General features: G+C 53.5%; 41 protein-coding genes and 3 tRNA genes. 39 read left to right on the forward strand and 5 right to left on the reverse strand.

What is annotated here, in order from left to right; genetic code table 11:
• The first annotated feature begins 3 nt into the window (after positions 1-3).
• The 4 genes from ACTQ52_RS08620 to ACTQ52_RS08635 all read left to right on the forward strand — a co-directional run bounded on the left by ACTQ52_RS08620 (position 4) and on the right by ACTQ52_RS08635 (position 5,247).
• Entirely contained in the window at positions 4-618 is a 615-nt protein-coding gene (locus tag ACTQ52_RS08620; protein WP_410043747.1) for a V-type ATP synthase subunit D, read from the forward strand.
• Positions 615-2,471 (forward strand): V-type ATP synthase subunit I, encoded by a 1,857-nt coding sequence (locus tag ACTQ52_RS08625; RefSeq protein WP_410043746.1) that lies wholly within the window; start codon positions 615-617, stop codon positions 2,469-2,471. The genes ACTQ52_RS08620 and ACTQ52_RS08625 overlap by 4 nt, the downstream gene beginning before the upstream one ends.
• Before the next feature lie 30 nt (positions 2,472-2,501).
• Positions 2,502-2,954 (forward strand): V-type ATP synthase subunit K, encoded by a 453-nt coding sequence (locus ACTQ52_RS08630; RefSeq protein ID WP_410043745.1) that lies wholly within the window; start codon positions 2,502-2,504, stop codon positions 2,952-2,954.
• Positions 2,955-3,264: 310 nt separating this feature from the next.
• Positions 3,265-5,247 carry an LCP family protein gene (locus ACTQ52_RS08635; RefSeq protein ID WP_441982354.1) on the forward strand — a complete coding sequence of 661 codons (1,983 nt, stop codon included), beginning with the start codon at positions 3,265-3,267 and terminating at the stop codon, positions 5,245-5,247.
• Positions 5,248-5,455: 208 nt separating this feature from the next.
• Here the strand turns inward: ACTQ52_RS08635 and ACTQ52_RS08640 are convergent.
• Positions 5,456-5,543, reverse strand: a tRNA-Ser gene (locus ACTQ52_RS08640).
• A gap of 43 nt (positions 5,544-5,586) precedes the next feature.
• Positions 5,587-5,672 (reverse strand) — tRNA-Leu (locus ACTQ52_RS08645).
• A 162-nt stretch (positions 5,673-5,834) separates the two neighbouring features.
• Between ACTQ52_RS08645 and ACTQ52_RS08650 the strand changes: the two genes are divergently transcribed.
• From ACTQ52_RS08650 to ACTQ52_RS08715, 14 genes are all read left to right on the forward strand, one after another.
• A complete protein-coding gene (locus ACTQ52_RS08650) occupies positions 5,835-6,017 on the forward strand; it encodes a hypothetical protein (RefSeq protein ID WP_441982355.1) in 183 nt (60 codons plus the stop codon).
• 26 nt (positions 6,018-6,043) lie between these two features.
• The gene (locus tag ACTQ52_RS08655) at positions 6,044-6,445 is read left to right on the forward strand and encodes a NifB/NifX family molybdenum-iron cluster-binding protein (RefSeq protein ID WP_441982356.1); all 402 of its coding nucleotides are present in this window, start codon (positions 6,044-6,046) and stop codon (positions 6,443-6,445) included.
• Positions 6,446-6,771: 326 nt separating this feature from the next.
• Complete coding sequence (rbr, locus tag ACTQ52_RS08660) at positions 6,772-7,314, forward strand: rubrerythrin (RefSeq protein WP_410043741.1); 543 nt, start codon at positions 6,772-6,774, stop codon at positions 7,312-7,314.
• 191 nt (positions 7,315-7,505) lie between these two features.
• Entirely contained in the window at positions 7,506-7,880 is a 375-nt protein-coding gene (locus tag ACTQ52_RS08665) for a desulfoferrodoxin family protein (RefSeq protein ID WP_410043740.1), read from the forward strand.
• 132 nt (positions 7,881-8,012) lie between these two features.
• The gene (locus tag ACTQ52_RS08670; protein ID WP_410043739.1) at positions 8,013-8,216 is read left to right on the forward strand and encodes a ferredoxin-thioredoxin reductase catalytic domain-containing protein; all 204 of its coding nucleotides are present in this window, start codon (positions 8,013-8,015) and stop codon (positions 8,214-8,216) included.
• A 132-nt stretch (positions 8,217-8,348) separates the two neighbouring features.
• A complete protein-coding gene (trxA, locus tag ACTQ52_RS08675; protein ID WP_410043738.1) occupies positions 8,349-8,666 on the forward strand; it encodes a thioredoxin in 318 nt (105 codons plus the stop codon).
• Between the two features lie 130 nt (positions 8,667-8,796).
• Positions 8,797-9,894, forward strand: coding sequence for a GNAT family N-acetyltransferase (locus ACTQ52_RS08680; protein WP_441982357.1), 1,098 nt, complete (start codon positions 8,797-8,799; stop codon positions 9,892-9,894).
• 198 nt (positions 9,895-10,092) lie between these two features.
• A complete protein-coding gene (locus ACTQ52_RS08685) occupies positions 10,093-11,202 on the forward strand; it encodes an FAD:protein FMN transferase (RefSeq protein WP_410043736.1) in 1,110 nt (369 codons plus the stop codon).
• 203 nt (positions 11,203-11,405) lie between these two features.
• A tRNA-Gln gene (locus ACTQ52_RS08690) sits at positions 11,406-11,477 on the forward strand.
• A 162-nt stretch (positions 11,478-11,639) separates the two neighbouring features.
• Complete coding sequence (locus tag ACTQ52_RS08695) at positions 11,640-12,461, forward strand: hypothetical protein (RefSeq protein ID WP_441982358.1); 822 nt, start codon at positions 11,640-11,642, stop codon at positions 12,459-12,461.
• 53 nt (positions 12,462-12,514) lie between these two features.
• Positions 12,515-12,994 carry a large conductance mechanosensitive channel protein MscL gene (mscL, locus tag ACTQ52_RS08700; RefSeq protein ID WP_410043734.1) on the forward strand — a complete coding sequence of 160 codons (480 nt, stop codon included), beginning with the start codon at positions 12,515-12,517 and terminating at the stop codon, positions 12,992-12,994.
• Between the two features lie 281 nt (positions 12,995-13,275).
• Positions 13,276-14,637, forward strand: coding sequence for a cation diffusion facilitator family transporter (locus ACTQ52_RS08705; RefSeq protein ID WP_441982359.1), 1,362 nt, complete (start codon positions 13,276-13,278; stop codon positions 14,635-14,637).
• A gap of 3 nt (positions 14,638-14,640) precedes the next feature.
• Positions 14,641-15,372: an acyl-[acyl-carrier-protein] thioesterase gene (locus ACTQ52_RS08710; RefSeq protein WP_410043732.1), complete on the forward strand. Its 732-nt coding sequence runs from the start codon at positions 14,641-14,643 to the stop codon at positions 15,370-15,372.
• A 104-nt stretch (positions 15,373-15,476) separates the two neighbouring features.
• Positions 15,477-16,127, forward strand: coding sequence for a S1-like domain-containing RNA-binding protein (locus tag ACTQ52_RS08715; RefSeq protein ID WP_441226880.1), 651 nt, complete (start codon positions 15,477-15,479; stop codon positions 16,125-16,127).
• Positions 16,128-16,249: 122 nt separating this feature from the next.
• Here the strand turns inward: ACTQ52_RS08715 and ACTQ52_RS08720 are convergent, their stop codons facing one another.
• From ACTQ52_RS08720 to ACTQ52_RS08730, 3 genes are read right to left on the reverse strand one after another with little or no spacing between them, the layout of a single operon-like run.
• Positions 16,250-17,464, reverse strand: a complete 1,215-nt coding sequence (locus tag ACTQ52_RS08720; RefSeq protein WP_441982360.1) for a tyrosine-type recombinase/integrase — start codon at positions 17,462-17,464, stop codon at positions 16,250-16,252.
• 60 nt (positions 17,465-17,524) lie between these two features.
• Positions 17,525-17,896, reverse strand: a complete 372-nt coding sequence (locus tag ACTQ52_RS08725; RefSeq protein ID WP_441982361.1) for a hypothetical protein — start codon at positions 17,894-17,896, stop codon at positions 17,525-17,527.
• Positions 17,897-17,927: 31 nt separating this feature from the next.
• A complete protein-coding gene (locus ACTQ52_RS08730; RefSeq protein ID WP_441982362.1) occupies positions 17,928-18,266 on the reverse strand; it encodes a helix-turn-helix domain-containing protein in 339 nt (112 codons plus the stop codon).
• A gap of 141 nt (positions 18,267-18,407) precedes the next feature.
• Between ACTQ52_RS08730 and ACTQ52_RS08735 the strand changes: the two genes are divergently transcribed.
• From ACTQ52_RS08735 to ACTQ52_RS08835, 21 genes are all read left to right on the forward strand, one after another.
• Complete coding sequence (locus ACTQ52_RS08735) at positions 18,408-18,623, forward strand: helix-turn-helix domain-containing protein (RefSeq protein ID WP_441982363.1); 216 nt, start codon at positions 18,408-18,410, stop codon at positions 18,621-18,623.
• Positions 18,624-18,718: 95 nt separating this feature from the next.
• Complete coding sequence (locus ACTQ52_RS08740; RefSeq protein WP_441982364.1) at positions 18,719-18,850, forward strand: hypothetical protein; 132 nt, start codon at positions 18,719-18,721, stop codon at positions 18,848-18,850.
• 54 nt (positions 18,851-18,904) lie between these two features.
• A complete protein-coding gene (locus ACTQ52_RS08745; RefSeq protein WP_441982365.1) occupies positions 18,905-19,204 on the forward strand; it encodes a hypothetical protein in 300 nt (99 codons plus the stop codon).
• On the forward strand, positions 19,201-19,530 hold the full coding sequence (locus ACTQ52_RS08750) for a hypothetical protein (protein ID WP_441982366.1): 330 nt from the start codon (positions 19,201-19,203) through the stop codon (positions 19,528-19,530). The genes ACTQ52_RS08745 and ACTQ52_RS08750 overlap by 4 nt, the downstream gene beginning before the upstream one ends.
• A gap of 65 nt (positions 19,531-19,595) precedes the next feature.
• Entirely contained in the window at positions 19,596-19,814 is a 219-nt protein-coding gene (locus ACTQ52_RS08755; RefSeq protein WP_441982367.1) for a hypothetical protein, read from the forward strand.
• Positions 19,811-20,233 (forward strand): hypothetical protein, encoded by a 423-nt coding sequence (locus ACTQ52_RS08760; RefSeq protein ID WP_441982368.1) that lies wholly within the window; start codon positions 19,811-19,813, stop codon positions 20,231-20,233. The genes ACTQ52_RS08755 and ACTQ52_RS08760 overlap by 4 nt, the downstream gene beginning before the upstream one ends.
• A 43-nt stretch (positions 20,234-20,276) precedes the next feature.
• Positions 20,277-20,552 carry a hypothetical protein gene (locus ACTQ52_RS08765; protein ID WP_441982369.1) on the forward strand — a complete coding sequence of 92 codons (276 nt, stop codon included), beginning with the start codon at positions 20,277-20,279 and terminating at the stop codon, positions 20,550-20,552.
• A complete protein-coding gene (locus ACTQ52_RS08770) occupies positions 20,549-20,869 on the forward strand; it encodes a hypothetical protein (protein WP_441982370.1) in 321 nt (106 codons plus the stop codon). Before ACTQ52_RS08765 ends, ACTQ52_RS08770 begins: the two co-directional genes overlap by 4 nt.
• Positions 20,870-21,013: 144 nt before the next feature.
• Positions 21,014-21,217, forward strand: a complete 204-nt coding sequence (locus tag ACTQ52_RS08775; RefSeq protein WP_441982371.1) for a hypothetical protein — start codon at positions 21,014-21,016, stop codon at positions 21,215-21,217.
• Positions 21,214-21,438: a hypothetical protein gene (locus ACTQ52_RS08780; protein WP_441982372.1), complete on the forward strand. Its 225-nt coding sequence runs from the start codon at positions 21,214-21,216 to the stop codon at positions 21,436-21,438. The genes ACTQ52_RS08775 and ACTQ52_RS08780 overlap by 4 nt, the downstream gene beginning before the upstream one ends.
• Positions 21,435-21,689 (forward strand): hypothetical protein, encoded by a 255-nt coding sequence (locus ACTQ52_RS08785; RefSeq protein ID WP_441982373.1) that lies wholly within the window; start codon positions 21,435-21,437, stop codon positions 21,687-21,689. The genes ACTQ52_RS08780 and ACTQ52_RS08785 overlap by 4 nt, the downstream gene beginning before the upstream one ends.
• Positions 21,676-21,861: a hypothetical protein gene (locus ACTQ52_RS08790; protein WP_441982374.1), complete on the forward strand. Its 186-nt coding sequence runs from the start codon at positions 21,676-21,678 to the stop codon at positions 21,859-21,861. Before ACTQ52_RS08785 ends, ACTQ52_RS08790 begins: the two co-directional genes overlap by 14 nt.
• A gap of 8 nt (positions 21,862-21,869) precedes the next feature.
• Positions 21,870-22,196 (forward strand): hypothetical protein, encoded by a 327-nt coding sequence (locus tag ACTQ52_RS08795; RefSeq protein WP_441982375.1) that lies wholly within the window; start codon positions 21,870-21,872, stop codon positions 22,194-22,196.
• Positions 22,190-22,357: a hypothetical protein gene (locus ACTQ52_RS08800; protein WP_441982376.1), complete on the forward strand. Its 168-nt coding sequence runs from the start codon at positions 22,190-22,192 to the stop codon at positions 22,355-22,357. Before ACTQ52_RS08795 ends, ACTQ52_RS08800 begins: the two co-directional genes overlap by 7 nt.
• Before the next feature lie 119 nt (positions 22,358-22,476).
• The gene (locus ACTQ52_RS08805; protein ID WP_441982377.1) at positions 22,477-22,998 is read left to right on the forward strand and encodes a hypothetical protein; all 522 of its coding nucleotides are present in this window, start codon (positions 22,477-22,479) and stop codon (positions 22,996-22,998) included.
• Between the two features lie 60 nt (positions 22,999-23,058).
• Positions 23,059-23,310, forward strand: coding sequence for a DUF2829 domain-containing protein (locus tag ACTQ52_RS08810; protein WP_441982378.1), 252 nt, complete (start codon positions 23,059-23,061; stop codon positions 23,308-23,310).
• Positions 23,311-23,328: 18 nt separating this feature from the next.
• Positions 23,329-23,514, forward strand: a complete 186-nt coding sequence (locus ACTQ52_RS08815; protein WP_441982379.1) for a hypothetical protein — start codon at positions 23,329-23,331, stop codon at positions 23,512-23,514.
• A 125-nt stretch (positions 23,515-23,639) separates the two neighbouring features.
• The gene (locus tag ACTQ52_RS08820) at positions 23,640-24,374 is read left to right on the forward strand and encodes a rolling circle replication-associated protein (protein WP_441982380.1); all 735 of its coding nucleotides are present in this window, start codon (positions 23,640-23,642) and stop codon (positions 24,372-24,374) included.
• A gap of 13 nt (positions 24,375-24,387) precedes the next feature.
• Positions 24,388-24,669: a hypothetical protein gene (locus ACTQ52_RS08825; protein WP_441982381.1), complete on the forward strand. Its 282-nt coding sequence runs from the start codon at positions 24,388-24,390 to the stop codon at positions 24,667-24,669.
• Positions 24,662-25,048, forward strand: a complete 387-nt coding sequence (locus ACTQ52_RS08830; protein WP_441982382.1) for a hypothetical protein — start codon at positions 24,662-24,664, stop codon at positions 25,046-25,048. The genes ACTQ52_RS08825 and ACTQ52_RS08830 overlap by 8 nt, the downstream gene beginning before the upstream one ends.
• Complete coding sequence (locus tag ACTQ52_RS08835; protein ID WP_441982383.1) at positions 25,045-25,326, forward strand: DUF6275 family protein; 282 nt, start codon at positions 25,045-25,047, stop codon at positions 25,324-25,326. The genes ACTQ52_RS08830 and ACTQ52_RS08835 overlap by 4 nt, the downstream gene beginning before the upstream one ends.
• The last annotated feature ends 251 nt before the right edge of the window (positions 25,327-25,577 follow it).

The following is a 25,577-nucleotide window of genomic DNA, read 5'->3' on the forward strand; positions in this document are numbered from 1 at the left end:
TCAATGGCGATCAAACTCACGAAAAATGAACAGAAAGTGCAGAAAGATCACCTGAAAGAGTATCAGCGTTACCTGCCGACCCTGCAGCTGAAAAAGCAGCAGCTGCAGTCCGTCATCATGCAGGTGAAGGACGATCTGGCCGCGAAGGAAGTGGAGCGGGAGCAGATGATCGGCGATCTCGATGACTGGGTAGCTGTATTCTCAGAGAACACGCTGTTTGATACAGAGAAACAGCTGGACACTCTGGTACAGCCGGACAAGGTGATCTCCGGTATCGAAAATGTCGCCGGTGTGAAGATCCCGGCCTTCAAGGAGCTGACCTTCAAGGACATCTCCTATAACGTGGATGATTACCCTTTATGGGTGGACACTGCACTGATCAAGCTGCGTGAGATCGCGCGTCTGGATGCGCTGGTTTCAACCCTTCGCAAGCAGGTGGAGCTTCTGGAAAAGGAACTTCGTTCCACATCCCAGCGTGTAAACCTCTTCGAGAAGGTCAAGATACCGGAGGCTAAGGAAAACATCCGTATCATCGGTGTTTACCTCGGTGATCAGCAGACAGCCGCTGTCGTACGCGGCAAGATCGCAAAGAAAAAACTGGTGGAGGCAGGACGATGATAGAAAAAATGAAAATGGTTCACGTCGTGACCACCGCTGAACATAAAGATGACATGCTGGAGGGGCTCCGTTCCCTGGGACTTCTCCATCTGGCAGAGCAGAAGCAGGCGAGTCAGGCTGCGAGTGAGCGCTTCACTGAGCTCGCGCGTGTCTCCTCGAAGCTTCAGGAGTATCTGCCGGAAAGCAAGGATACAAAGAAAGACGCTGCAGGCGAAGCACCGGCACTTCTTTCGGACGAGGCGTTCGAGCAGCTGTACCAGGAGGTTCGGAACGCACTCGCGAAGAAGGATCAGCTGACACAGCAGATCACCGCCGACATCACAGAGATGGAACGCATCGAGCCATGGGGACAGTTCTCACCGAAGGATGTCCGCGAGCTTCAGAAGCTCGGCTACGACCTCCATTTCTACCGTGTGGATAAGGATGTATGCGCAGCGATCATGGCAGACGAGAGCCTCCGGGTTCTTCGTCTCGCATCGGTCGATAAGGCAGACACCATCGCCGTGATCGGTACACTCCCGATGAGCTATAACGCGAGTGAATTCACGCTTCCGGAAAAGGGACTCGCCGAGCTGCAGCAGGATATCGCGGATTGCCAGCAGGCACAGGCAGCCTGTGATGCGCTCCTTCAAAAGGCGGCGCTTCATGAAAACAGCTTCCATCAGAAGCTGCTCGACGCGCAGAACGCAGAGGAGTACTCCTCCGCAAGCGAAACCGCGGAAGGCGATACACAGCTCGTATGGCTGTCCGGTTACATCCCGGAGATCTATCTCGACCGGTTCAAGGAAGGTGCCCGCGAGAATCACTGGGCATACGCGATCGACGAGGTTTCCACTGAGGATGAGCACATCCCGACGAAGCTTCGCTACAACAAGGTCAGCAAGCTGATCAAGCCGCTCTATGATATGCTGGGCATCCTGCCTGGATACTATGAGACGGATATCTCACTCTGGTTCCTGCTGTTCTTCGCACTGTTCTTCGCGATGATCATCGGAGACGGTGGCTACGGCCTCCTGTTCCTGATCGGCACCATCGTGATGATCAAGAAGAGCGGAAAAATCGACACCGCGAGCTTCCTGCTCCTGGTACTGTCGACCTCAACCGTGATCTGGGGTGCCATCACCGGTACCTGGTTCGGTATGGAATCTGCGATGAAGGTTCCGTTCCTCCGCGCACTGGTTCTGCCGGGCTTTGCGAACTATCCGCAGTACTTCGATGTACCGGCCGCACTGCAGCAGAACAACATGATGAAGTTCTCCTTCACCATCGGTGCAATGCAGATGGAGCTCGGAAGCCTCCTCGCCGTCAAAAAGAAGATGGAAGAGAAGGATCTCAGCTTCCTGTCCGATATCGGATGGTTATTTACCATCTGTGGCATGTACCTTCTGGCACTCTACCTCGTATTACACGAGCAGCTTCCGCTGACACCGGTCGTTGCAGCGGTGGCGATCGGCTTCGTACTGGTTCTCTTTACGAACGGCATGGCACCGGGCAAGAGCATCGGCGCAGGTATCGCTTCGAGCTTAGGCGGAGCATTTACCGTCTTCCTGAACACGATCAGCTGCTTCGGTAATATCATGAGCTACATCCGACTCTTCGCCGTAGGCATGGCGGGACTCGCGATCGCTCAGAGCTTTAACAACATGGCCGCAGGTCTTGCACATGGACCTTTGATGATTGCTGCCGTCGTGATCGTACTGATCGGACACGTCATCAATATCGTTATGTGTATTCTCTCTGTCGTTGTACATGGTGTACGTCTGAACGTGCTTGAGTTCTCCGGACAGGTAGGACTGGAGTGGACCGGTATCGCGTACAACCCGTTCAGATTAAACGATAAAATTAAACAGTAAGCTTTTCAGATAAGCAAAAAGGAGATTATTATGAATATCGCTTTTATTGGTATGGCAGCAGCACTTGGTCTCTCTGCATTAGGTTCCGCATTTGGTACCGGTATCGCCGGTCAGTCCGCTGTAGGCGCATGGAAGAAGTGCTATGCACAGGGTAAGCAGGCACCGTTCATCATGACGGCATTTGCCGGCGCACCGCTGACACAGACCATCTACGGTTTCCTTCTGATGAACTTCATCGCGAGTGCGTACAATGCAGGCACCATCGATCCTGCACTGTCCCTCGGTGTCGGTATCTTCGGTGGTATCGCGATCGGCTTCTCCGCTATGTTCCAGGGCAAGGTAGCCGCTGCTTCTGCGGATGCACTCGGTGCAACCGGTAAGGGTACTGCGAACTACTTCGTCGTGATCGGTGTCGCTGAGACCGTCGCCGTGTTCGCACTGGTATTCTGCATGCTGCTTCTCAACACAGCAACCATCGCATAAAGCACAACAGAACAGGTTCTGATGAGGCCATCGGCATCCGCCGATGGCCTTTTTTTATGACAGTTCAGTTCCCGGAAGCTGCACCACGACATTCTTTATTAATTTCTAATGACAATCGAGTGAATATCCTTTGTTTCTAAGTTAAGCTCTGTTATAATGCCGTCGGAACAAGGTATCGTCAGGTAGGTTATCCTCTAAAGAGAAACTGACGACTATCTCGATGATAAATTAAGCAAAAGAAGAAAACCCGGAACAGCGGGAGAAAGGATCATCGCTTCTGTCTATGGGACAGTGCAGATGATGCATGCATATGAATAATCAGGATTTCGAACATCAGAATCATCAGGACGGGCTTGAGGTGCCGAATATCGCGCCGCGTCGTGAGGGTGGTGCGCGTCCGCCTCGGCGGACAGCGCCGTCTCGTGCAGCACAGCAGCGGATGGAGGAGCTTCGCTACCGGACGAGTCGTGTCGAGGCGAGCTTCGAGGAGGATGAGGACAGCGCATATGCGGATGCGGCAGCTTCTTCGATGAGCGGCGCAGGGCAGACGCATCGCACGGACGGTGCATATGACCGTACGGCGGAGCGGACAAATGCGCAGGGACGTCGTATGGACGATGCGATGGTTGCAGGTGTGCAGGGCAGACGGAACGGTCATCCGCGGATGAGCGACGAAATGTCAGCGAACGCGCCGAGACAGCGTGTCGGAGATATGCGGATGAATCATGATGTGTCGAACACCGCGCAGGGCCTGCGTGCGAATGCTTCTGCCGGGGCCGGTAACGCGCCGCGGCGGGCACGCGGGAGGAAAAGGGCGAACTGGGGCCGTCGTGTGATGGCCGGTATCCTCGTGCTGGTCGTCATCATTGGCGGCTTCTTCGGCTGCAGTGCCGTGAAATCGCTCGGTCAGTCGACGTACTGGACGGTGGCGGTGTTTGGTGTCGATTCGCGTGACGGAAATCTCGGTGCGGGGGCGCTCAGTGATGTTATCATGCTCGCGAGCATCAACCGAAAGACGGGGGATGTCAACCTCACGTCGGTTTACCGCGATACGTATCTTCAGATCGATGACGAGGGAAAGTACCATAAGATCAACGAGGCGTACTTCAAGGGTGGTCCGAAGCAGGCCATCGCAACGCTGAACCGGAACTTCGATCTCGACATCGATGATTATGTGACCTTCAACTGGAAGGCGGTCGCCGAGGGCCTCAATGTGCTCGGTGGCGTCGATCTCGATATCAGCGATAAAGAATTTGCGTATATCAATGCGTTTATCACGGAGACGGTGCAGGGTACGGGGCTTGGCTCCGTGCAGCTCGAGCACAGCGGCATGAACCATCTCGATGGTGTACAGGCCGTCGCGTATGCGCGTCTTCGTCTCATGGATACCGATTTCAACCGTACGGCGCGTCAGCGGAAGGTGCTGGAGCTCGCGATGCAGAAGGCAAAGGCTGCCAGCAAGAAGACGCTGGTGGCGACGGCGATGGAGGTCATGCCGGACATCCAGACGAGTATCGGCGCGGATGATATCCTGGATATCGCGAAGACCGTGAAGAAGTATACGATTCAGAACGCTGTCGGCTTCCCGTTCTCACGTGATACCACAAACGTCGGAAAGATGAATGTCGTCGTGCCGGCGACGCTCGTATCGAACGTAGCGCAGCTGCACCCGTTCCTGTATGGCGATGATGCGGCCGGCTACACACCGAGTGCGAAGGTGCAGGAGATCTCCGCGCACATCCAGAAGAAGACCGGCATCGGGGAGCTGCCGAATGCAGACATCCCGAAGATCGGTGGCGGCACCGGTGTGACGAAGGCAGCAGAGGCAGCCGCGAACAGCGGTGACAGCGGAAAGTCCGGAAACAGTGGTCAGAATCCGGCTGCGGCTGTGGAAACGCCGGCACCGGAAACCGCCGCGGCAGCAGAGAGCGAATCTGCGCTTGAATCCACCGAAGTGACGGCGAACGACCAGACGACGGAAGAAGAGAGCACCATCGAGGAGCTTTCGAAGGGCGAGGAATCGAAGAAGGACGAGCATTCGAACGAGCCGGAGGCTTCCGATAAGAACACCTCGTTCGGAAACGGTGGTTCAAATGGCAACTCGGATACGAATGTGTCTTCGGATAAGCATACTTCCTCCGGAAAAGCGGACAGCTCTGATCAGAACGATTCGTCTGATCGACATAACGGTGGCACATCCGTAAAGGAAACGGAAAATGCCGGCCCGGAGGTCGGACCGGTCGCGCCGCCACAGACGACGGAAGCGGGGCCGATCGCAGAAACCGCCGCGTGATTCGCAGTAACAGCTCAGCCGGGTGAGGAAATCACCCGGCTGAAACTATAGTTTTAATCTAACTGTACACGCAAGGATCATTTTAAAAATTATGTATACGAATATCTCTGCAAAAACCAAAAAACGGCCTTTATGTGTATATTCCGACGCAAAAAAGCCTGAAACCGATGGAATCCTTCATTCCATCGGTTTCAGGCTTTTCATTGAGCGGAGATGCAGGGATTTGAACCCTGGCGCCGTTTAACCGGCCTAGCGCATTTCGAGTGCGCCCCCTTCGGCCACTTGGGTACATCTCCATTTTATAACACTAGAGGATGGATCTCTCGAACCATCCTCTAATGCCGGTAGTCGGGGTCGAACCGACACGACCATCACTGGTCACAGGATTTTAAGTCCTGAGCGTCTGCCTATTCCGCCATACCGGCAGGACCAAATTATAATACAAAAAAACAGCGTGCTTGTCAATATTCGATTCGCGGATTGACTTTTCCCTTCTGATTGCGCATAATCGGTATATACCGGAAATAAAGGAGGATACAGCGATGCCGAGACCGCCCTGATGCCGTCGAATCTGCAGTGCGCCCAGGGTGGAGCGATTCTGCCCATGCAATGTGGCAGAGAGCGCTCCGATTCTGCTGACGCTCGATGAGTACGAGGTCATCCGTCTCGTGGATCTCAAGCAGGCCAGGATGACATCAGCGAAACGCCAGATGTTGGAAGCGAATGCGGCAGCGCGGGTAAATCCGGCACTTGCTGTACCTCTGGTTTAACCAGTGATCATAAAGGAAATATCATCATGAGAATTGCAGTAACCTATGAAAACGGACAGATTTTCCAGCACTTCGGACATACCGCACAGTTTAAGATCTACGATGTCGCAAACGGCGAAATCGTTCGTGCAGAAGTAGTGGATACGAACGGCAGTGGCCACGGCGCACTGGCAGGCTTCCTGATGCAGCTCGGTGTCGATGCACTGATCTGTGGCGGCATCGGTGGTGGTGCACAAATGGCACTCGCCGAGGTCGGTATCCGTCTTTTCGGTGGGGTCAGCGGGGACGCAGATGCAGCGGTCAATGCACTCATCGCTGGAAATCTCGGCTATAACCCGGATGTGCACTGTAACCACCATGATCACAAGCACGGCGAGGGCGAACACAGCTGTGGCAGTCACGGCTGCGGCAATCACGGCTGCCACTGATGCCGATCTCGCAAGCTAAGAGAACACAGAGCGTTTGCAGATAAGCGCGTATCCGAAGCGTAAGCCGTAATTGGGAATGCACATACGCAAAAACTGTATAGGCGGTAAGTTGCAGTACTGCAAATTGCGGCGTATGAATAGTCCCCTTGTCAAGGACACAAGAGATTTTAGTTGCCCCTATTTTCAGACAGCTATGAATCTGAACACGCTGTTTAATAATGAGCCATGAATTCGAAAGTTTTTATAAACTCTGAGGCCGGCCTGCGCCGGCCTTTTGCGAAGCTGGTATAATGATGATATGATTAAAGCACGAAAGGAGATATGTGATGGAAAAGAATAAGTATGCAGGCACACAAACCGAGAAGAATCTGATGGAGGCATTCGCCGGCGAATCGCAGGCACGCAATAAGTACACCTACTTCGCTTCGAAGGCGAAGAAGGACGGCTACGAGCAGATCGCTGCGCTGTTCCTGAAGACGGCGGACAACGAGAAGGAACATGCGAAGCTGTGGTTCAAGGAGCTGAACGGCATCGGGGACACCGCTGAGAACCTGAAGGCAGCCGCCGAGGGTGAGAACTACGAGTGGACCGATATGTATGAGGGCTTCGCGAAGACCGCAGAGGAAGAGGGCTTCCCTGAGCTCGCTCACCGCTTCCGCCTCGTAGCCGCGATTGAAAAGCATCACGAGGAGCGCTATCGCGCACTGCTGCATAACGTCGAGATGGCCGAGGTCTTCGCGAAGAGCGAGGTCAAGGTCTGGGAGTGCCGCAACTGCGGACACATCGTCATCGGCGAGAAGGCCCCGGAGGTCTGCCCGACCTGCAACCACCCGCAGAGCTATTTCGAGGTGCACGCAGAGAACTATTGATCCGCTATGTTTCATAGCACTGTACGTTTATCCGGGCGAACACTGGCAGAATGTGACCTCATCGAAGGATGAACGCACACGACGGTGAGTACAGAAGAGCATCGCCATAAGCATAAACGTACACGACGGTGGGAGCAGAAGACCATCGCCATGATCATAAACTCAACACTACGAAGAAAGGAGATCGTAACATGGAGCAGAAGTATTATATTTGTAAGCATTGTGGAAACATCGTCTTAAAAGCAAAGGACAGCGGCGTCCCGGTGGTCTGCTGCGGCGAGCCGATGACGGAGCTCATCGCCGGCACCAGTGACGGTGCACGGGAGAAGCATGTTCCGGTATGGAGCGTAGAGAACGGGATCGTGCATGTACAGGTCGGCTCTGTGGAGCATCCGATGCTGCCGGAGCACTACATCGAGTGGATCTCCGTCTTTACGAAGCAGGGCTATCAGCATAAGGAACTGCATCCGGGCGAGAAGCCGGTCGCAGACTTCGCACTCTGTGCGGGCGACGAGGTGGAGGCGGTCTACGCCTACTGTAACCTCCACAGCCTCTGGAAGGCTTAACGAAATCGCAGCCGAAACGCCATCGTAAGCCTCCGAAAGAGCCAGCGAAGCTACACATCCGGTGCTTTCACGGCACCGGATGTTTTTCCATAAGCACCCGCCATCATCCAGCAGAAAGACGAGGTGAGAAACATGAAAATAGAACTGAATCTGGATCAGGATGTGGTGAATACCGTCCGTGAAGGTCTGAAGCGCACTGGTGGCTACTGTCCATGCCGCCTCGAGCGTACGGAAGAGACGAAGTGCATGTGTAAGGAATTTAAGGACCAGATCGCCGACCCAAACTATGAGGGTTTCTGTCACTGCATGCTGTACTACAAATCACTGAAGGACTGAGTGCGCGATGCGTCGAGCAGCCAGGCGCTCTCCGTCCAGTGACGAACGATCCGGCTGACAACATTGGCGAAACACATAAACGACCACGCCCGCCACATCCACCGGCAGGGCCAAAAAGAGAAAGGAGCCTGTATGGCTGAGCTTAAAATCACTGCAACAAATTTCGAAACCGAAGTGCTTCACTCTACGAAGCCGGTGCTGATCGACTTCTACGCGGACTGGTGCGGACCGTGCAAGATGCTGTCTCCGATCGTGCATGAGATCGCCGAGGAGTATGCGGATACGCTGAAGGTAGGAAAGGTCAATGTCGACGAGCAAATGGATCTCGCGATGCGCTTCAATGTTTCCAGCATCCCGATGCTGGCGCTGATTCAGGACGGAAAGATGATCGACCAGTCGATCGGCTACTGCCCGAAGGAAGACATCCTCGCGATGCTGAAGAAGCTCTGAGTTGCGACATGCCTCACTTCATCGAAGAAACGACGTACTGCAGATCAGAAAAAGAGAAAGAAGGTCATCGCACAGGCGGTGGCCTTTTTTTGCGTCTATGCTATAATACTGTCAATTATCGGAGGTGAATATGGAATTCAGAACCTATAAAAACCGCATCGTGCTGGTGGATGACGAAGAGCAGGCACTGGCAGAGATCGATTTCCCGGCGATGGAAGAGGAGCCGGGGACGGTCGAAATCACCCATACCTATGTCGATGAGAGTCTGCGTGGTCGGGGGCTCGCCGGGAAGCTCATGGCGCGGCTCATCACCTGCCTCGAGCGAAATCAGCTGAAAGCATATCCGAGCTGCAGCTACGCCGTGGACTGGTTCTCAAAGCACAGCGAAGCCGCGCATCTTCTGAGCCCATCCTACATGCCGACCGACACAGCCCAGCAGCCCGTGCTGGACATGCCCGAACAGACGCAGCCGTCCATGTCCACCGGCTCCACGCTGAACGCCACGACCATCACGATCCCGGTGGCTGACACCGCATCTTCCACGGCAGACATGGCCTCTTCCGGCAGCACACGGCCTTCCACACCGCGCGCTGCTTCTGATTTCGCGGCAGAGCCGTCCACCGGACGACCAGGCAGCGTACGAAACCGCCATGCGAATCCACTTCCGAACCAAGAAGAGAAAGAAGAGGACGCCTATTTCCGTGACACAGCGTACGGCGACGAAGAGGAGGATGGCCCAGTCGATGGCGGCATCCGCGACCGCATGCTCATGGGCGTGAACCGTGTCCTGCAGCTCTTCTCTGTGGCCGCACTGATCCTCCTGTATCTTCTCATGGTCGTACCGGCGCTCGAAAACCTGAACGCCCTCGGCCCGATCGAGTCGATGATCACGGACCACAATGTCGCCGAAATCACCTTCATCTCGGTTTTCGCGAGCATCACGCTGTTCAGCCTGATCTCCCTCTTCTGGATGCTCTCCAGAAAGAAATATGTGCGCTACGGCACGCTGGAAACGATTGATACCGGGCGCGGCATGACCGCCTTCATCCTCCTGCTCCTCGTGGAGGTGATCGCCCTGCTCCTGAGCCCGATCATGGAATCTGCGCAGCCCGTCATCGTGGGCCTCGCCATCGCCTCCACCCGCCTCGTCGTGAACCGCGCGATGATCCTCATGGCCGGCGGCGTCGGCCTCGTCCTCTCCGTGATTCGGAAGATCATCCGGCATTGACAGAAGGCGCCCGCATCCCTATACTGAATGCTCGGCTCTAAGCTGCAGCAGAGGCCAATGTCTCCAGCTGCCCACGATCCGAAAGAGAGCGGCAGTGAAACGCATACAGCCCCTCCCGCGTACACGTAACAGTGCCGGCAGGGAGCGGCCCCCTGCCGGCACCGTTACGCCTACATCCTTCGAAAGAGAGAACATCGATTGAGAAACATAAAACTGAAGCAAATGCTGGCGCTTCTCTGCGCCGGCCTCACACTGGCCTGCAGCCTGCCGGGCTGCAGCCGCGCGACGAAGCTCGAGCGCTACAACAAGCAGTTCCTGGATGTCTTCGACACCGTCTCGATGGAGATCGGCTTCGAGAAGAGTGAAGCGGATTTCCAGAAGTGTTATGAGAGCTCCCACGCACAGCTCCTGAAGGAGCATAGGCTCTACGACATCTATAACGACTACGAGGGCATCAACAACCTGAAAACCGTCAATGACAACGCCGGCATTCAGCCGGTAAAGGTCGATCCGGATCTCCTTTCCCTCATAAAATGGGGCAAGGAGGTCTACACCCTCACCGATGGCAGGGTCAATATCGCCTACGGCGCAGTGCTGCATCTCTGGCATGACAAGCGGGAAGCCGGGATCGAAGATCCGGCACACGCTGAGCTGCCGGATCAGGCCGCACTGGAGGAAGCCGTGAAGCATACAAACATCGAGGATGTCATCATCGACGACGCAGCCGGCACTATCTACCTGAAGGACCCGGAGATGAGCCTGGACGTCGGCGGCATCGGCAAGGGATATGCGACGGAAAATGCTGCAAAGCTGATTCAGAATGAGGGTTCGGAAAACTTCCTCCTGAACCTCGGCGGTAATGTGCGTGCGATCGGTATCAAAGGCGATGGCGCGAAGTGGGTCTGCCCGGTGGAGAGTCCGGAATACCGCGACAGCCAGACCGGCGACCAGTACGCGATCGTCTGCTACCTCGATGGACGCTCCCTCGTCACCTCCGGTGATTATGAGCGCTATTTCGTCGTGAACGGTCAGCGCTATCATCACATCATCGATCCGGATACCCTGTATCCGGCGAAGTATCATCGCAGTGTATCAATTCTGACCGAGGATTCCGGCCTCGCCGACGCTCTGTCGACCGCGCTCTTTATGATGCCGGTCGAGGATGGCAAGGCACTGATCCAGTCCATCCGCGAGGGCAGCAGTCCCCTCGGTGCTGACTTCCGGGTCGAGGACCTCGAAGCTATGTGGATCGACGCAGACGGGCACCAGGAGTACACGGATGGCTTCCTGAACTATACGAAAGCATAAGTGTTCAGCTAAGGGGACCCGGAGGGGCGGCAACGGAGGCACAATACTCCGAGACCGGTAAAATCTAAGCCGGGGACCCTGGCTGAACTATACCTCCTACGGGCCCCTCCGGGGCCCCGAAAAATTTTAAAATTAGTTGTTGACAAATGTTTTAAAGTCAGGTACTATATACGAGTCGCTTGAAGCGAGCGACACAAACACATAGCGCTGTCGCCAAGTGGTAAGGCAACGGATTCTGATTCCGTCATTCCCAGGTTCGAATCCTGGTAGCGCTGCGAAAGATCCCAGAACTTTGGTTATCAAGGTCTTGGGATTTTTTTGTAAGAAAAAGAACTGAATATGTTCCTTGCCATCTGTCCTCTGAAAAGCTAACATAAGAGTATACGAAAAAGTGGGACGAACCCACAAAAATACATGGACGCCATGGAGGAAAAAGTATGAAATTACGTAAGTTAAGCGCAATCATGATGGCCGCTGTTGTCGCGACCTCGACACCAGCCGGTGCCGTACTCGGTCAGATCACTGCCTATGCAGACAGCGACAAGGACAAGTCCAAGGACTACGAGATCGGTGGTGCAGACTGGGATGTACAGGAGGACGCCAACGGCAAGATTCATATCTATGCCACCTGGGATGCGTCCGACGACAGCTGCAGAGCAACCATCACCGTAACCCGTGATGACAAGAAGACCGGTATTTCCGTGGACACCACAACCACCAAGGGGTCGGTCGAGCTCACACAGCAGATCAAGAAGTATGGCAAGACCGGTGACTACACCTTTAAGATCAAGGCGAAGTCAAAGAGTAAAGATGAGGATGGAAAGTCGACCGGTGAGCTCTCTGAATCCGAGTCCGATTTTTACGAGATCGATGAAGATACGATGAAGAAGCTTTCTTCCACCGCTGCAACCAACAGTGGTGTAAATACAAATAACACACCTGGTTCTTCCATCCCGACACCGGGCACTGCAGGCACACCGGGTATCCCGGGCACACCGAGTGCAGGTCCTAGCGGCACCAGCGCACCGGCAACTCAGTCGACCAGCACCAGCGGTGACTTCCTCACGAACGGTGTCATCACCGACTGGGGCATCGGCCACGTTTACCTCGTAAACGGCGCACCGGTCTTCAGCAAGTGGATCGTGGATTCCGGCAAGCTCTACCACATCGGTGCAAACGGCTTCATGGATAAGAACCTGATTTTCTCGGACTACACCGGCACACACTATGTCGGCGCAGACGGCGCACTGATATACTGATCTTAGAACTGTAAACCACGTTGAAACCGTCCTTCCGGACGCAGGGGGAAAATATGAAGCGTTTTATACAGGAGTTTAAGGAGTTTGCCATCAAGGGCAACATGGTCGATCTGGCGGTCGGCATGATCATCGGCTCGGCCTTCACCTCACTTGTGAAGTCCGTCGTCGACAATCTCTTCATGCCGATCCTGTCCATCTTCACCGGAAAGCTGGATTTCACCAACATGTTCATCCCGCTCGCCGGACAGACCACGAAGATCTACAGCGAGGCGGTCGAGCAGGGCGCAGTATTCGCGTATGGTGCCTTCCTCACCGAGCTGATTTCCTTCCTCGTGATGGCACTGGTGGTCTTCCTCTTCGTGAAGGAGATCAACCACCTGCGGAAGCCGAAGGCGGAGCCGACACCAGCTGCTCCGACCACGAAGATCTGCCCGTACTGCATGTCGGAGATCGACGTGAAGGCGACCCGCTGCCCGCATTGCACCTCGAAGCTGGAGGGCTTTCAGATCGATCCGGCAGAGCTGAACAGCTAAACGTCGAAGATGTTACTGTTCAAACGTAGTTAAGTCAAGGCGTGGCTCGGCGGAACAGTACGAAGATTACCCGATTGACCGTGCCACAGATAATTCACTTGACGAAACACCTGTGAGCGTTTATGATTCTAAAACGCTCACAGGTGTTTTATGTATCCTGAGGCCCGCTGAAGGGCAGCAGTGCACAGATCCGTGTCGTGCGATCGCACAGCGCCGGGTGAGCACAGGGCGGTGACATCAGCCGTAACAAGAGTCTGTTGGATGAGTTAACAGAGGCGAATATGAACGAACATACTGAACGAACGAAAATATCTGAGAGAGCAGGTCTGACGGGAATCGTATGCAACCTGCTCCTTTTTGTATTTAAAATTTCCATCGGCATCATCATCAACTCCGTGTCGATCATGGCCGATGGCTTTAACAACCTGTCCGACGCCGGCAGCTCCGTGATCTCCGTGGTCGGCTCGAAGATGGCCGGAAAGAAAGCCGACGAGGATCACCCCTTCGGGCACGGGCGCATCGAGTACATCGCGGCCTTCATCGTCTCGATCCTGGTACTGAACGTCGGCCTCAGCTCCCTGCAGGATTCCTTTCAGAAGATCCTGCATCCGGAGATAATGCACTACAGCATCTATGCCGCCGTGATCCTGCTCGTTTCCATGCTGGCGAAGCTCGACCTCGCGCTGTTCTACCGTCGCGTCGCAGAGAAAATCGACTCGAACATCTACCGTGCGTCGAGCCAGGATGCCTTCATGGATATCCTCACGACCGCGACGACCTTCGCGTCCCTCCTGATTTTCCATTTCTTCGACCGGAACATCGATGCCTATGTCGGCCTCCTCGTCTCCCTGATCGTCCTCTGGAACGGTGTCGGCATCGCACGGGAGACCCTGGCACCGCTGATCGGCGACTCCATCGATCCGGAGCTCTTTTATACCATCATCGATTTCGTCGAGCGCTATCCGGGCATCCTCGGAAGTCATGACCTGATCGTCCATAACTACGGTCCGAACCAGTACATGGCCACCATCCATGCCGAGGTGGACGGCCGCAGCGACATCGAAAGCGCCCATGACCTCATCGACCGGATCGAGCATGACTGCGAAACACAGCTCGGCGTCCACCTGGTGATTCACATGGACCCGATTCATAACGACGATGAGACCCGCTTTTACAGGGCAATGCTGGCGAACATCCTCGCCGAGCTCTCCCCGGAGAGCAGCTTCCACGATTTCCGTATCCGGCACAGCTCCGACGTCGCGCAGCTCGCAAAAGAGAAGCATACGAAGCACAGCTTCGTCGCGGGCAGCAACGGTGCGCAGACGCAGAAGCTCATCTACCTGGTGTTCGATCTCATCACACCATGGAACCTGACGAAGGAAGAAGAAAACCAGCTCCTGCACGGCATCCAGAACCGGATGCAGATCGAGAATCCGGATGTGCGCTGCATCATCCAGCTCGATAAGCCGTACATGCACACGCACTCCGCCGAGGAGGACGCCGAAGCACGGGCACGTGCTACGGAGGATCTCGAACACACAGAGCAGCCAGAGGGCACAGACGCAGTCCAGCCACATGATGGCTGCACTGCAGGCACAGACGAAGCGAAGACAGTTCCATACAACAGCACAGAAGGAGAGTAACGCATGTACGAATTTAACGAGCGGGTCCGCTATTCCGAGACAGACGAGCATGAGCAGGCGACGATACTTTCGGTCGTGAATTACCTGCAGGACTGCAGTACCTTCCACTCGACGGAGGTCGGCCTCACGGTCGATTATCTGCGGGAGATGAAGCGCGCCTGGCTGCTTAGCTACTGGGACATCTATATCGAGCGCATGCCGAAGCTCTGTGAGCGCCTCACGATCGGCACCTGCCCGCATGCCTTCCGCGGCGTGCTGGCACACCGTAACTTCTGGATCAAGGACGAAGCCGGTGCCTACATCCTGCGCGCCGACAGCCTCTGGTTCTGCTATGACACCGAGCGTATGCGTCCTGCGAAAATCACCGAGGATATGCTGACGCCGTTCGGCGAGATGCGGGATGTGCTGGCGCTCCCGGCCAGCGAGCGAAAGATCACGGAACCGGAAGTGCTCACGGAAGCCGCACCGATCCTCGTGCAGCCGCATCACATCGACAGTAATCATCACGTCAACAACGCACAGTACATCGCGATCGCCGACGAGGTGCTCACCGAGGCAGCCGGTGGAAAAGAGCGTTTTCACGCTGGTCGCATCCGCGCAGAGTATCGTAAGGCGGCCGTGCTCGGGGATACAATGCTTCCGAAATATGGATCGTCACCAGACGGCGGGCTGATCGTCAGCCTCCAGAGCCCTGCCGGCGAGGTCTACTGTAATGTAGAGTTTATCCGCAGCTGAACGGGCGGCATGCCGATGGAGACATTGGCCTGAAATACAGTATAAAAAAAGGGCGTACCGCGGCATGCGGACAGCCTGTACGTAATAGAAAGAAGAGGAAAAACATGATTGAATTAGGAAAGATCCAGACACTGAAGATCGCGCGAGAGAAGGACTTCGGTGTGTACCTCGCAGACAGTGAGGGTGCTTCGGTGCTGCTTCCGAAGAAGCAGGTGCCGGCAGGGAAGACGATCGGAGATGAGCTCTCCGTGTTTGTGTACAAGGATTCGAGTGACCGTCTGATTGCGACGACCCGAAAGCCGCTCATGCAGGTCGGCGATATCGCGAAGGTGCTCGTAAAGGATGTGACGAAGATCGGTGCGTTCGTGGACATCGGACTCGAGCGTGATGTGCTTCTGCCATACCACGAGATGCGCCACGAGATTAAGGCCGGCGACCAGGTCGAGGTCTATCTGTACGTCGATCACAGCCAGCGTCTCGCCGCCACGATGTATACAAAGAAGCACGAAGAGGCGACGGTTATACAGAATGATCAAATTAAGACCTATCATTATGAGCGAAATGCCGATGAGGTTCTCGCGATCCTGACGGAAAAGTTCGAAGGACATGTACCTTACACCGATAAAACTGTTCAACCTGACGAAATTATGCGGGATTTCGGCATGTCAAAGGCCGCTTTCAAGCGTGCTGTGGGCAAATTGCTGAAAGAAGGAAGAATTAAAATCACGAAGACCTCGATCTTTTGTGTATATTGACATGTAGGCGTAGATACGTGGAAAACCCACGTATTTACGCCATTTTTAATGTGCTTAGAACCTTCGAAAAAGTGTGAAAATCGTGCTTGGTAGTAACAAACTAGTAACAAACTAATAACAAATTAACGGTAAAAAAAGTCGACCTTCGCCATCTCAGCCGCAAACCACTCGAGCGGCATCTCTGTATAGACGGCATTGGTCACATCAATAGACGGGATCGTATGTCCGAGGATCTTCTTCCTGGCGTACTCGTCGACCTCGCACTGCTTCATGAGGGAAGCGAGCGTATACCGGCAGTCGTGCGGCTTAAAGTCGATACCGAGGAGGGACTTGCAGCGGGCCATGTAGTTATCCTTGAAGTTCGAGTACCCGACGTGGTTGTTACGGTTCCCGTGAATGAGGTACTGGGAACCGGACTCGTCGTTCATCCACGCTTCAATGTACTTTCGGATCCGCGGGTGGATCGGGATGATTCTCATGCCGGCCTTCGTTTTCGAGGAGATGATCTCGATATAACCTTCCTCTAAATGCACGTTCTCTCGTTTTAACGTCAGGAGCTCGTTGATGCGGCAGCCGGTCCCGATCAGCATCGCATAGACGGAAGGGAAGAGCCCTTTCTCCGCGTACTTGAAGAGGGCTTCTACTTCGTCAGGCGTAAGTCTCCGGTGCACGTGTGGATCCGTCACTGCGATATGCTTCGTATCAAGGAACTCCGTGTAGTCCTTCGAGCAGATTTCATATTCCCGTGCGTAAATGTACATCTGGTGCCAGAGGGTCGTGAGCTGGATCGCGGAGCTCCGACCGCGGCCATCGTCAAGGATCCGCTGCATATCCGGCTTCCGGATCTCACGAAAGATCATGCCGTAAAGCTGCACGCTGTTCCGGTAGGCAGTCTTATAGGCATTGACCGTGTTCGGGGCGATCTTAGGCAGCTTAAAATATACTTCGCTCCAGCGCTTATAAACCTCCGCGAAGGTAAGCTTCGCGTCTTTAATGTTATAAGAGTTCCGCCGGTAATCAAGGAGCGCCTCCATCGCAAGCGCCCGCGATGGGTACGTGCCGAGAAGATCGTACTGGTAGTGCGACTTCCGGTTCTCGTCGTTCACGATGCGGCGAGGATTCACGAAGGCGGCATATGGCCGGGTCCGCCTGCCGGAGAGCTTCCGGATCGTCCCGTATCCATTCGGGAGGCGGTCAAGCGCGATGTTCTTCTGTCTGATCGCAGGAGCCGAGCGTCTGGGGACGCTCGATCTCTGCTGCATTGGCATCCCGCAGTACGGGCACGCATACGCCTGATCTGAAATCTGATGCCCGCATTCAGGGCAGTTGATTAACATTTCGTGCTCCTTTCTAAGACTAAGCTTCGACTAAATTAATGTGATGGACAAAATTGCTAGTTAAAACGTCTCCCCATTTTTGTAATCTTTAGACCAACGAATGAAACAGATACCGATAATAATGAGCATGACCGAGCGATAACCGTTCACGGAATCCCCGCCAGTAACCAGGACTATAAGATCGATAAAATTGGTGACCGCCATCAGAGCGCCTAATACTTTCATAGGTGTAGCCATGATTTGAGGAACGAATAATTTACCGACTATCTCAAGCGTCACAATCATCGAAAGCAATGATGGCAGCGACCAAAACAAATCATACTTAGCTAAAAAAGGCATGGCCTTCCCGATAAGTACAAGCAGGAAAAGAAATGCGGAATTAAATGCTCCAAAAAATAAAGCAAGCGTAAAAAAGCAAAGAACCTTTTTCATAAATACTCTCCTTTAAACTTACAAAAAATTCTTAATTACTAAGATCCAGCAGCTTCCGTACGGCGTACTGGATGTGCTCGTTGGCGTCACGGTACGCTTCCAACAATTCAATTTCGACGGTGCTGATTTCTGCGGAAACTGGCTTTGGGAGAACTTTGACGTCTGATTTACCAATCAACCACGCCGGGTTTACTCCGAGACATTTTGCAATGGCTTCAATAACCGGCAACTTTATGGTAGCGATTTTACCTTTCTCGTATCTCTGAACAGTAGATGCGGCGACTCCAATTCGTGACGCTACTTCATCTAAAGAATAGTGCTGTTCCTCGCGAACACTTTCAATACGCTTGCCAATGTCGATGTTTGTCATAGTGGACCTCCTTTCGGAACGATTATATGATGTAAATTTGCAATGCGCAATACATAAGTGCATGAACGGCAAAAAATATTGCGTAATGCTATTGACAGTGATTTTGCATAGTGCTAAATTTCAGATAAAGGAGGCAAGGCAATGATAAATACAAGAAAAATGAAAGCACGGCTCGTTGAACTCGGTCTGAGCCAAAAAGACTTCGCAGAGTGCTTGGGAATAGCAACTGCGACAGCTAATCAGAAGATAAACAATGTGCGCCCGATGAGCTTGAAAGAAGCAGAAAAGATTTGCAAGCTCCTTAATATTGAGCCAGAACAATTTGCAAGCTATTTTTTTGCCCAGGAAATTGCGTAGTGCAATTTTATAAGAGGTACAGCAGGTCTAATCCACCCAGCACCGGCCATCAGAGCATCGCAGCCAGCATTGGCGATAGAGAAAGGAGAATCGTAATGAACACAACCGGAGAGATGGTAGAGACAAACATGGGACTGATTCCGCTGGAGGATTACCAGGACATCGTAGCGTGGAAGTACGGATACGACAGCTACGAGGAGATGAAGAAGGACGGCTGGAACTTCTGATGGAACAGCCGGCATTGGCGGAAGCGTGGGCTACGTGAACAAGGAGACAAGGACATGAAACATTTATGGGTAAAGACGAGTACAGAAGTATTCGAGGATGGTGGAAAGAGTATCCAATACACATGCGAAGATTTCCCTGGCGTTTTCGTATACAGCAATGCGGTATACATTCCGCATACATATGACAACGGTAGATGGCTGTATCGCAGTTTTGCTATAGAAACGCCTTTGGGATTCCTCGCAAAGGAGTTCAGAACGCTCAGGGAAGCGAAGGCGTTTGTTGAGAGCGGGCAGCTCGAGAAGGCCATCAAGGCGGGGCAGCCGGCATTGGCCGAAGGAGAGAGGAACCGATGAAGAACTACGAATGGAAACGGATCAGCGAATCGCACGAAGACAGCAGCCACACCTACCGATATGCCTGCGAGGATTTCCCGGGCGTGACGATCACGGAGCTTGAACAGAGGGGCATCGAGATCTACCAGGGCTCGATCTGGCAGCACGACTTTATCGTCGAGGATAGAGACTCCGGGTATAAGAAGGTCTTCGGCGGCCCGATCGCCGCGAAAAGATTCGTGGAGAGAGGAAAGCTTGAGAAGGCTATCAAGGCGAAGCGGCTTGAGAAGGCCATCAAGGCGGAGCAGCTGGCATTGGCCGAAGGAAGGAGAACATGCGATGGCTAAAGAAGATTGGCACAATTTCTTCGAGAACATAGAGTTTATTAAACCACCGACAAGGTCAAATCGGAATGACCATCGTATGCAGACTGGCAGGGTACCCAAAGGAACAGATCGTAGAGGTCCTAAATTATGACAGCTTCATAGGCGCCGACATAAAGCGCCGCTATGTGCGAATGGAGGATGGAACCGAGGTAGAGCTCGAAAGCCTTAATGACTGCGTGAAGTTTATTCAGAGCACGGCGATGCCGGGTACGCTCGTGATGGCAGAGGACGAGGAAGAATCATGAACAAGATTGACAAGGCAAAGGAACGGATCATCGCGATGCTCAATAGAGAGATCTCGAAAACGAGGCTGGAGCGTGCGGCGATCGTCGAAAAGATGGAAGACGCCGAGGAGTGGTACGGACAGGGCAAGCGCTACCAGGCGTACCGGGAGAAACTCGACAAGAAATTGCAGGAAGAGGAGAGCCTGATGGACATGAAGACCAGATTCGGCGGCTTCGTGCCAACGCAGGAGACGGGGTTTCTCACGATGTACGGTTTTGCGTGCCCGTCCTGCGGAATGCATGTGTACCTGGATCGAGATAAGCTTGCGGACTACCAGAACGGAACCGTGAACTGCCCGGTCTGCGGGCGGCGGATCTACCGGGATGGCCGGAGTGCTTCGTGGGAAGTCCTGGTCGACAGCAAGACGGTGAAGGAGTAAGCGGACCATTTTCGTGACCTCACGAAAATGGTAGGAGGAGAGCATGAAGAAATTCAAATGGATGATGGCGGGTGAAAGCTTCGACGCGATCGGTGGATCCATGATGCGGTTTCACTGCGAGGATTTTCCAGGCGTGACGATCACACGCTGCAACTTCCGCGTCCCGTATGCTCATAAGAAAGGCTACTGGATCGCGAAGAAGTATTTCGCCGAGGCAGAGAACGGGCTCTTCCGGGAGTTCCGGACGAAGCGGGAGTGCATGGAGTTCGTGGAGAGCGGAGGGCTCGCGCGGTTTCAGAAAGAAGGAGAAAGAGTATGACGAAGGAGAAAATGGAAGCACTGGCGAAGGCGGCAGCGATGATCACGGAGGCCAAAAAGGAGATCTCTGAGATCGCATTAGAAGAGGCGAAATGGGGACTGATCACACTGCCTGGAAACGTGGACCATGCGGAGATGTGCCTCTCGATGACCGTTGCGGTGGCAAAGGCCGCTGACGCAAAGAAAGAGCTTAAGCGGGCACTGGAGCTCGCGGATCTCTGCATGCAGGCAGGCACGGTAAACGACGCGGAAAAGAGGGAACGACTGGGAAGGCTGTTTGACAAAATGCTGGAGCTCGAGAGGGAACAGAGGAACTGAAAAACGCGCTCGCTTAGTCATCCTCCGTGCAGCCGATCCACCCGTCGTGATTTAAGAATCTCCTGAAAAAATATAGACCCGCCTGGCTGGCGGTAAAACCATTTGCGCGGCGGGTAGATGGACTGCACGGAGAAGGAAGGAACTATGAGAAAAGAAAGATTTCGTGATTTCTATGACCGGTTGAGGCCGGATCTCGACTCGATCGGGATAGCGGACGGCTCGATCTACGGGGCAGCCGGCTATCGACTTAGCTACATGCTGGAGGTGGTCGAGGACTCGGGCCGCGTGTTTAACGGGGAACAGATAAAGAAACTTGTCCATCTTGCAATCTATGGAGGCGACGTATGAGAAAGGAAAAGTTTGAAGCATTTTATGAGGAGCTCTGCGATACTCTGATCGACGATGAGTTCGCGCATCTCCAGGACGGAAGCTTAAATCTCGATGAAGTGAAGATGTACCGCTTCTATAAGATCAAGGCGATGTTTGAATCGTCGCAGCAGAACTTCACCGGTCCCCAGGTTGCGAAGATCCTGGAGGTTCTGTCAAAAAGAGAGGAGATGCCGGAATGAAAAGATCAGCATGCGTAACCGATATGGATCCTGGCTGCGAGTGCCTGTCTGTGAAGGCAGCAGCACGGATCCTCGTGGCGTCAGAGGGATGGATCCGGGCGAAGATCGAGGACGGCGTCATCCCTGGCGTATGTGATAAATCCTGTCAGCGGACGAACTACCGGATATTTAAGACGCGCTTCGCGAAGTATCTCGGTGTCACCCGTGAGGAGCTCCAGGAGATTGTGAGGAAACTGTATGAACCGGACTAAGAGCTTTATCGTGTCTGTCTCACGAGGGCTCATCCCGGGCACGATCACCCCACAGTATGAGTACATGCGCCTGTTCTCGGTCGTAGCAGAGAATAAGAACGAGGCCGTACTGGAGGCGCTGCGCCTCGCCGGTATATCACATAAAGAAGACTTCGAAGTAAGAGTCGTGTAGGAGGATCTATGAAGAACCGAAAGAGAAATAAGAATTTAGAGCGCATCGCGCGCAGGATCACGCTCTCGTACCTCTGGGACCTCATCCATGCGGTAATGCTCTTCATGGGCATGGTCGCCATCATGGGGGCCGTCTGCATTGGAAAAGGGAACGTACCGGCAGCAGGCGCTTCGTGGAGCGTTCTCATCGCAGGCTTCATCGGATCGATCGCCTACACGAGTTTCCAGGGCGAGAAGCGGCGGCAGGAGCTCCGCCGTCATCGCCGTGAACTCCTTCGGATCCGCTCCTCCCGCGTCGTCTGGGAGAATGGCATCGGGAGGCTGAAGGTATGGTGAAGAAGGGACCGGAGAAACAGGACCCGTTCAGAAGCGACACGGATGCACGGGCGAAATGGTGTCTCGAATGGGACATGGTGACAGCAGCGCTTCGTGGAGAAGCGAAGCTGCCAAAGAGGATTCTTACGCGCTGGAAAAAAGAGCGCGACAAGAATAAATAAAACCCGCGCGTGGGTTGGTACGCGTGCATGCTTGCGGATCAGCGATCCTCTGGCATCTGCTTTTACCGCTGCCGGCATCATCTCCGGCAGCATGGCTTTGTCTACGAAAGGAGAAGGCTTTGAGAAAAGTAATTGTATTATGCGACCGCTGCGGGGCGGAGATTCGGAATGTTCCGAAGCGGTTCTCCGTGAAGGAGGTGCGGGATGCAGCGGGCGATCATCCGACGATCACGCCGGTTGAGGGCGAGATGGACGGTATGGACTTCTGCGAAAGCTGCTTCCAGGCGGTAACAGATTTCATGATGCACTGGAAGACGCCAGGGAAGGACCTGACACCAGCGCCGAAGGTAACAGAATATACAGTGAATCAAGCAGCAGGATCTATGGAGAAGGCTGCTGCCCCGGAAACGAAAACTGCAGCAGCACCGGAAGTGAAGCCGGCGACGGAAACTGAGAAGGCCGGCATCGCGGAGATCTATCGGGACGAGATCGAAATGTTTCTAGGCCAGAAGCGATCTCCGAAGTGGATCGCAGAGAAACTTAACCGGTACGGCGTAGGGTATTCAGCTGCACTTGACGCCGTGGAGGAAGTGAAAGCGGCGATTGAAGCGAAACTCGTTCGGAAGATCGTGAAAAGATAGAAGAGTTTCGCGATCTTCTTAGAAAATGGGAAGAAATTTTGAAAGATACGGAGGAATACGATGACATTCGGAAAAGCACTCGAAGCTCTGAAAAGAGGAGCACACATTAAACGCGAAGGATGGAATGGAAAGGATCAGTACCTTGTGCTGGTCACGGATCTTTCGTTTACGATTGATGGGCGCGTGATAAACGCTACCCATGACACGATGGGAAAAAGAGCGATCGCATTTGTAGGAACGCAGGGAGTCCAGGTAGGATGGCTTGCCTCGCAGGCAGATATGCTGTCTGAGGACTGGATCATCAGCGACTAGCAGCAGGAGAACAAACTTATGATTATCGGAAGAATCATGCTCGGAGTTTTCATTGGGTCTGTGAGCACCTACACCATGATGATCCTCTTAGACCAGGCGATGAAGGCGAGAACCAGGGCGAGGCTCTTCGTGACGCTGCTGTCACTCGTGCTTGCGATTTTCAGCTGCGTCTATCTCATCATCATGAATATTTTCGCGATCTAGTCTCTACCTAATAGGAAAAGGACCAGAAGAAACGTTTCCCGGCGCTGCCGGATGGGATGCCGACGGGCATCCCATGAAACTTGTTATAGCCATTAACTTTACGACAATGCGTAGGAGTGATCATCATGTACCTGAAGAAGACATGGAGATTCGGAAATAGAATAGATGTTCGGAAGTATCACTCTATGCGTACCTATGCATCATCTGCTAAGCGGGGAGAGAGAATAAAGCCTACCCCGGAGCAGGTGAAGCGGAATAACGAGAAGATGGCGATAAAGAAGTTGACAAGGCTCATGATCGGGAACTTCACATCCGATGACTGGCACGTGGTCCTGACCTATAGCGAAGAGAATCGCCCGGATCCGGAGACGGCGAAGGTATGTCTTCAACGGTTCATCCGGAAGATGCGGGATTATTACAAGAAACATGGGAAGCCGTTTAAGTGGATCGCGGTCACCGAATACCATAATCATGCGATCCACCATCATCTTGTGATGAACGGGATCGAAGGAATCGGAAAGCTCCTGCAGAAGATGTGGCCACATGGCGGAAAGCACATGACGCCGCTCTACGAAAACCGGGACTTCCAGGGCCTCGCAGAGTATTTCGTGAAGGAGACGAAGAAGACATTTGATGATCCTGCGAACCCGTTCCGCCAGCGCTATACCTGCAGCCGGAACCTGGAGCATCCGGTCGAGCGGACAGAAGTCGTAAACGCTTCGTCCTGGCGTGAGGAGCCGACCGTCCCGGATCGCCTCCGCGAGCAGGGCTATGTACTCGATAAAGACTCCGTCGAAACCGGATTTGACAGTTTCGGTTTCCCGTTCCAGGAGTATTCATTCATACGCTACAGCACATAAGAGGGAGGACAGCATGAGTAGAGAAATGACGAAGAACGACTGGAACTCGATGGCGATAAAGGTGAAGTGCCCGTTTTACGTGAGCCATAGCTACAATCGATGCGGATCCACGCCATCGATAAGCTGCGAGAAGCTGCCGTCGATGGATGGGGACGTGCGGACACAGGTACTGTTCACGAATAAGGCCGACCGGGACGACTACATGAAAAAATATTGCACCGACAAATTTTATAAGTGCTCACTGTGTAGACACATCACGTGGGAACTGGAAGAGGAGGATGAAAACGATGGCTAAAGCCGTAAAACCGAAAAAGGGAAAGGGCCTCGTGAAGACCCTGAAAGAAAATCTTGAGTGGTATAAGAATGAGCTCCGCTACGAGAAGAAACTCGTGGAGCAGCTGAAGAAGATGAACGACACGAAGAAGGGGCAGATCCGGGCTCTGCAGACGATGCTTGTAAACCAGCAGGCTCTTCTTTGGCTGCTGATCGATTGGCGGGGCGGATCTGTAGAGGTGACCTCGGAGGAGTGGAAGTCTGCGATTGGGAAGGACATCTGGACGAGCTCAGACACAGAAACCAACACATTTACGTTCGACACCCTCTCACCATCCGCGGAGGAGCTGGACGAACTGAAGAAGATGAACAACGAAAAAACGGAGGAAGAAGCAAAATGACAAGTAAGGAATTTATCGATGTATGCAAAAGCGAGGTGGCAGAGTACACAAATAAGCATACGGATGTGACGGACCATGTACCGATGATGGATATGGATGACGTGTATGTCGTCTGGTATTGTAAAACGTTGCAGAATCAGAAGGCGCTGCTTTCGACGCCTCGACCGGACGGCATGTACTATGAGTGCACCTATAAAGGCGACAAGGATGAGCTTTATTTTGATGCCTACAAGAAGTTTGAGAACCGCTGCATTCGAATTTCTTCAGATCCGGCATAATAAGCATGCAGCACCTAGAGGAGGACCCATCACGGGTCCTCTTTTTCTTTGCTTGGGAATGAACGTTTGCTTTTTCGTATCATGGAGTCGATAGGGGAGGTATTTATGAACGAAAATCGAACGAGAAAGCCCCCAAAAGTGAAAAAAGAAACTGAAAACGTAAATGAAAACGTAAATAATCTTTCATTAAACGCGAAAAATAAAAAAACATCGTCATCGAAAGGGGATCGAAAGAGGAAGAAATCGGAGAA

Origin of the sequence: Oribacterium sp. Sow4_G1_1, assembly GCF_052116105.1 — a bacterium.
GTDB lineage: Bacteria > Bacillota > Clostridia > Lachnospirales > Lachnospiraceae > Oribacterium.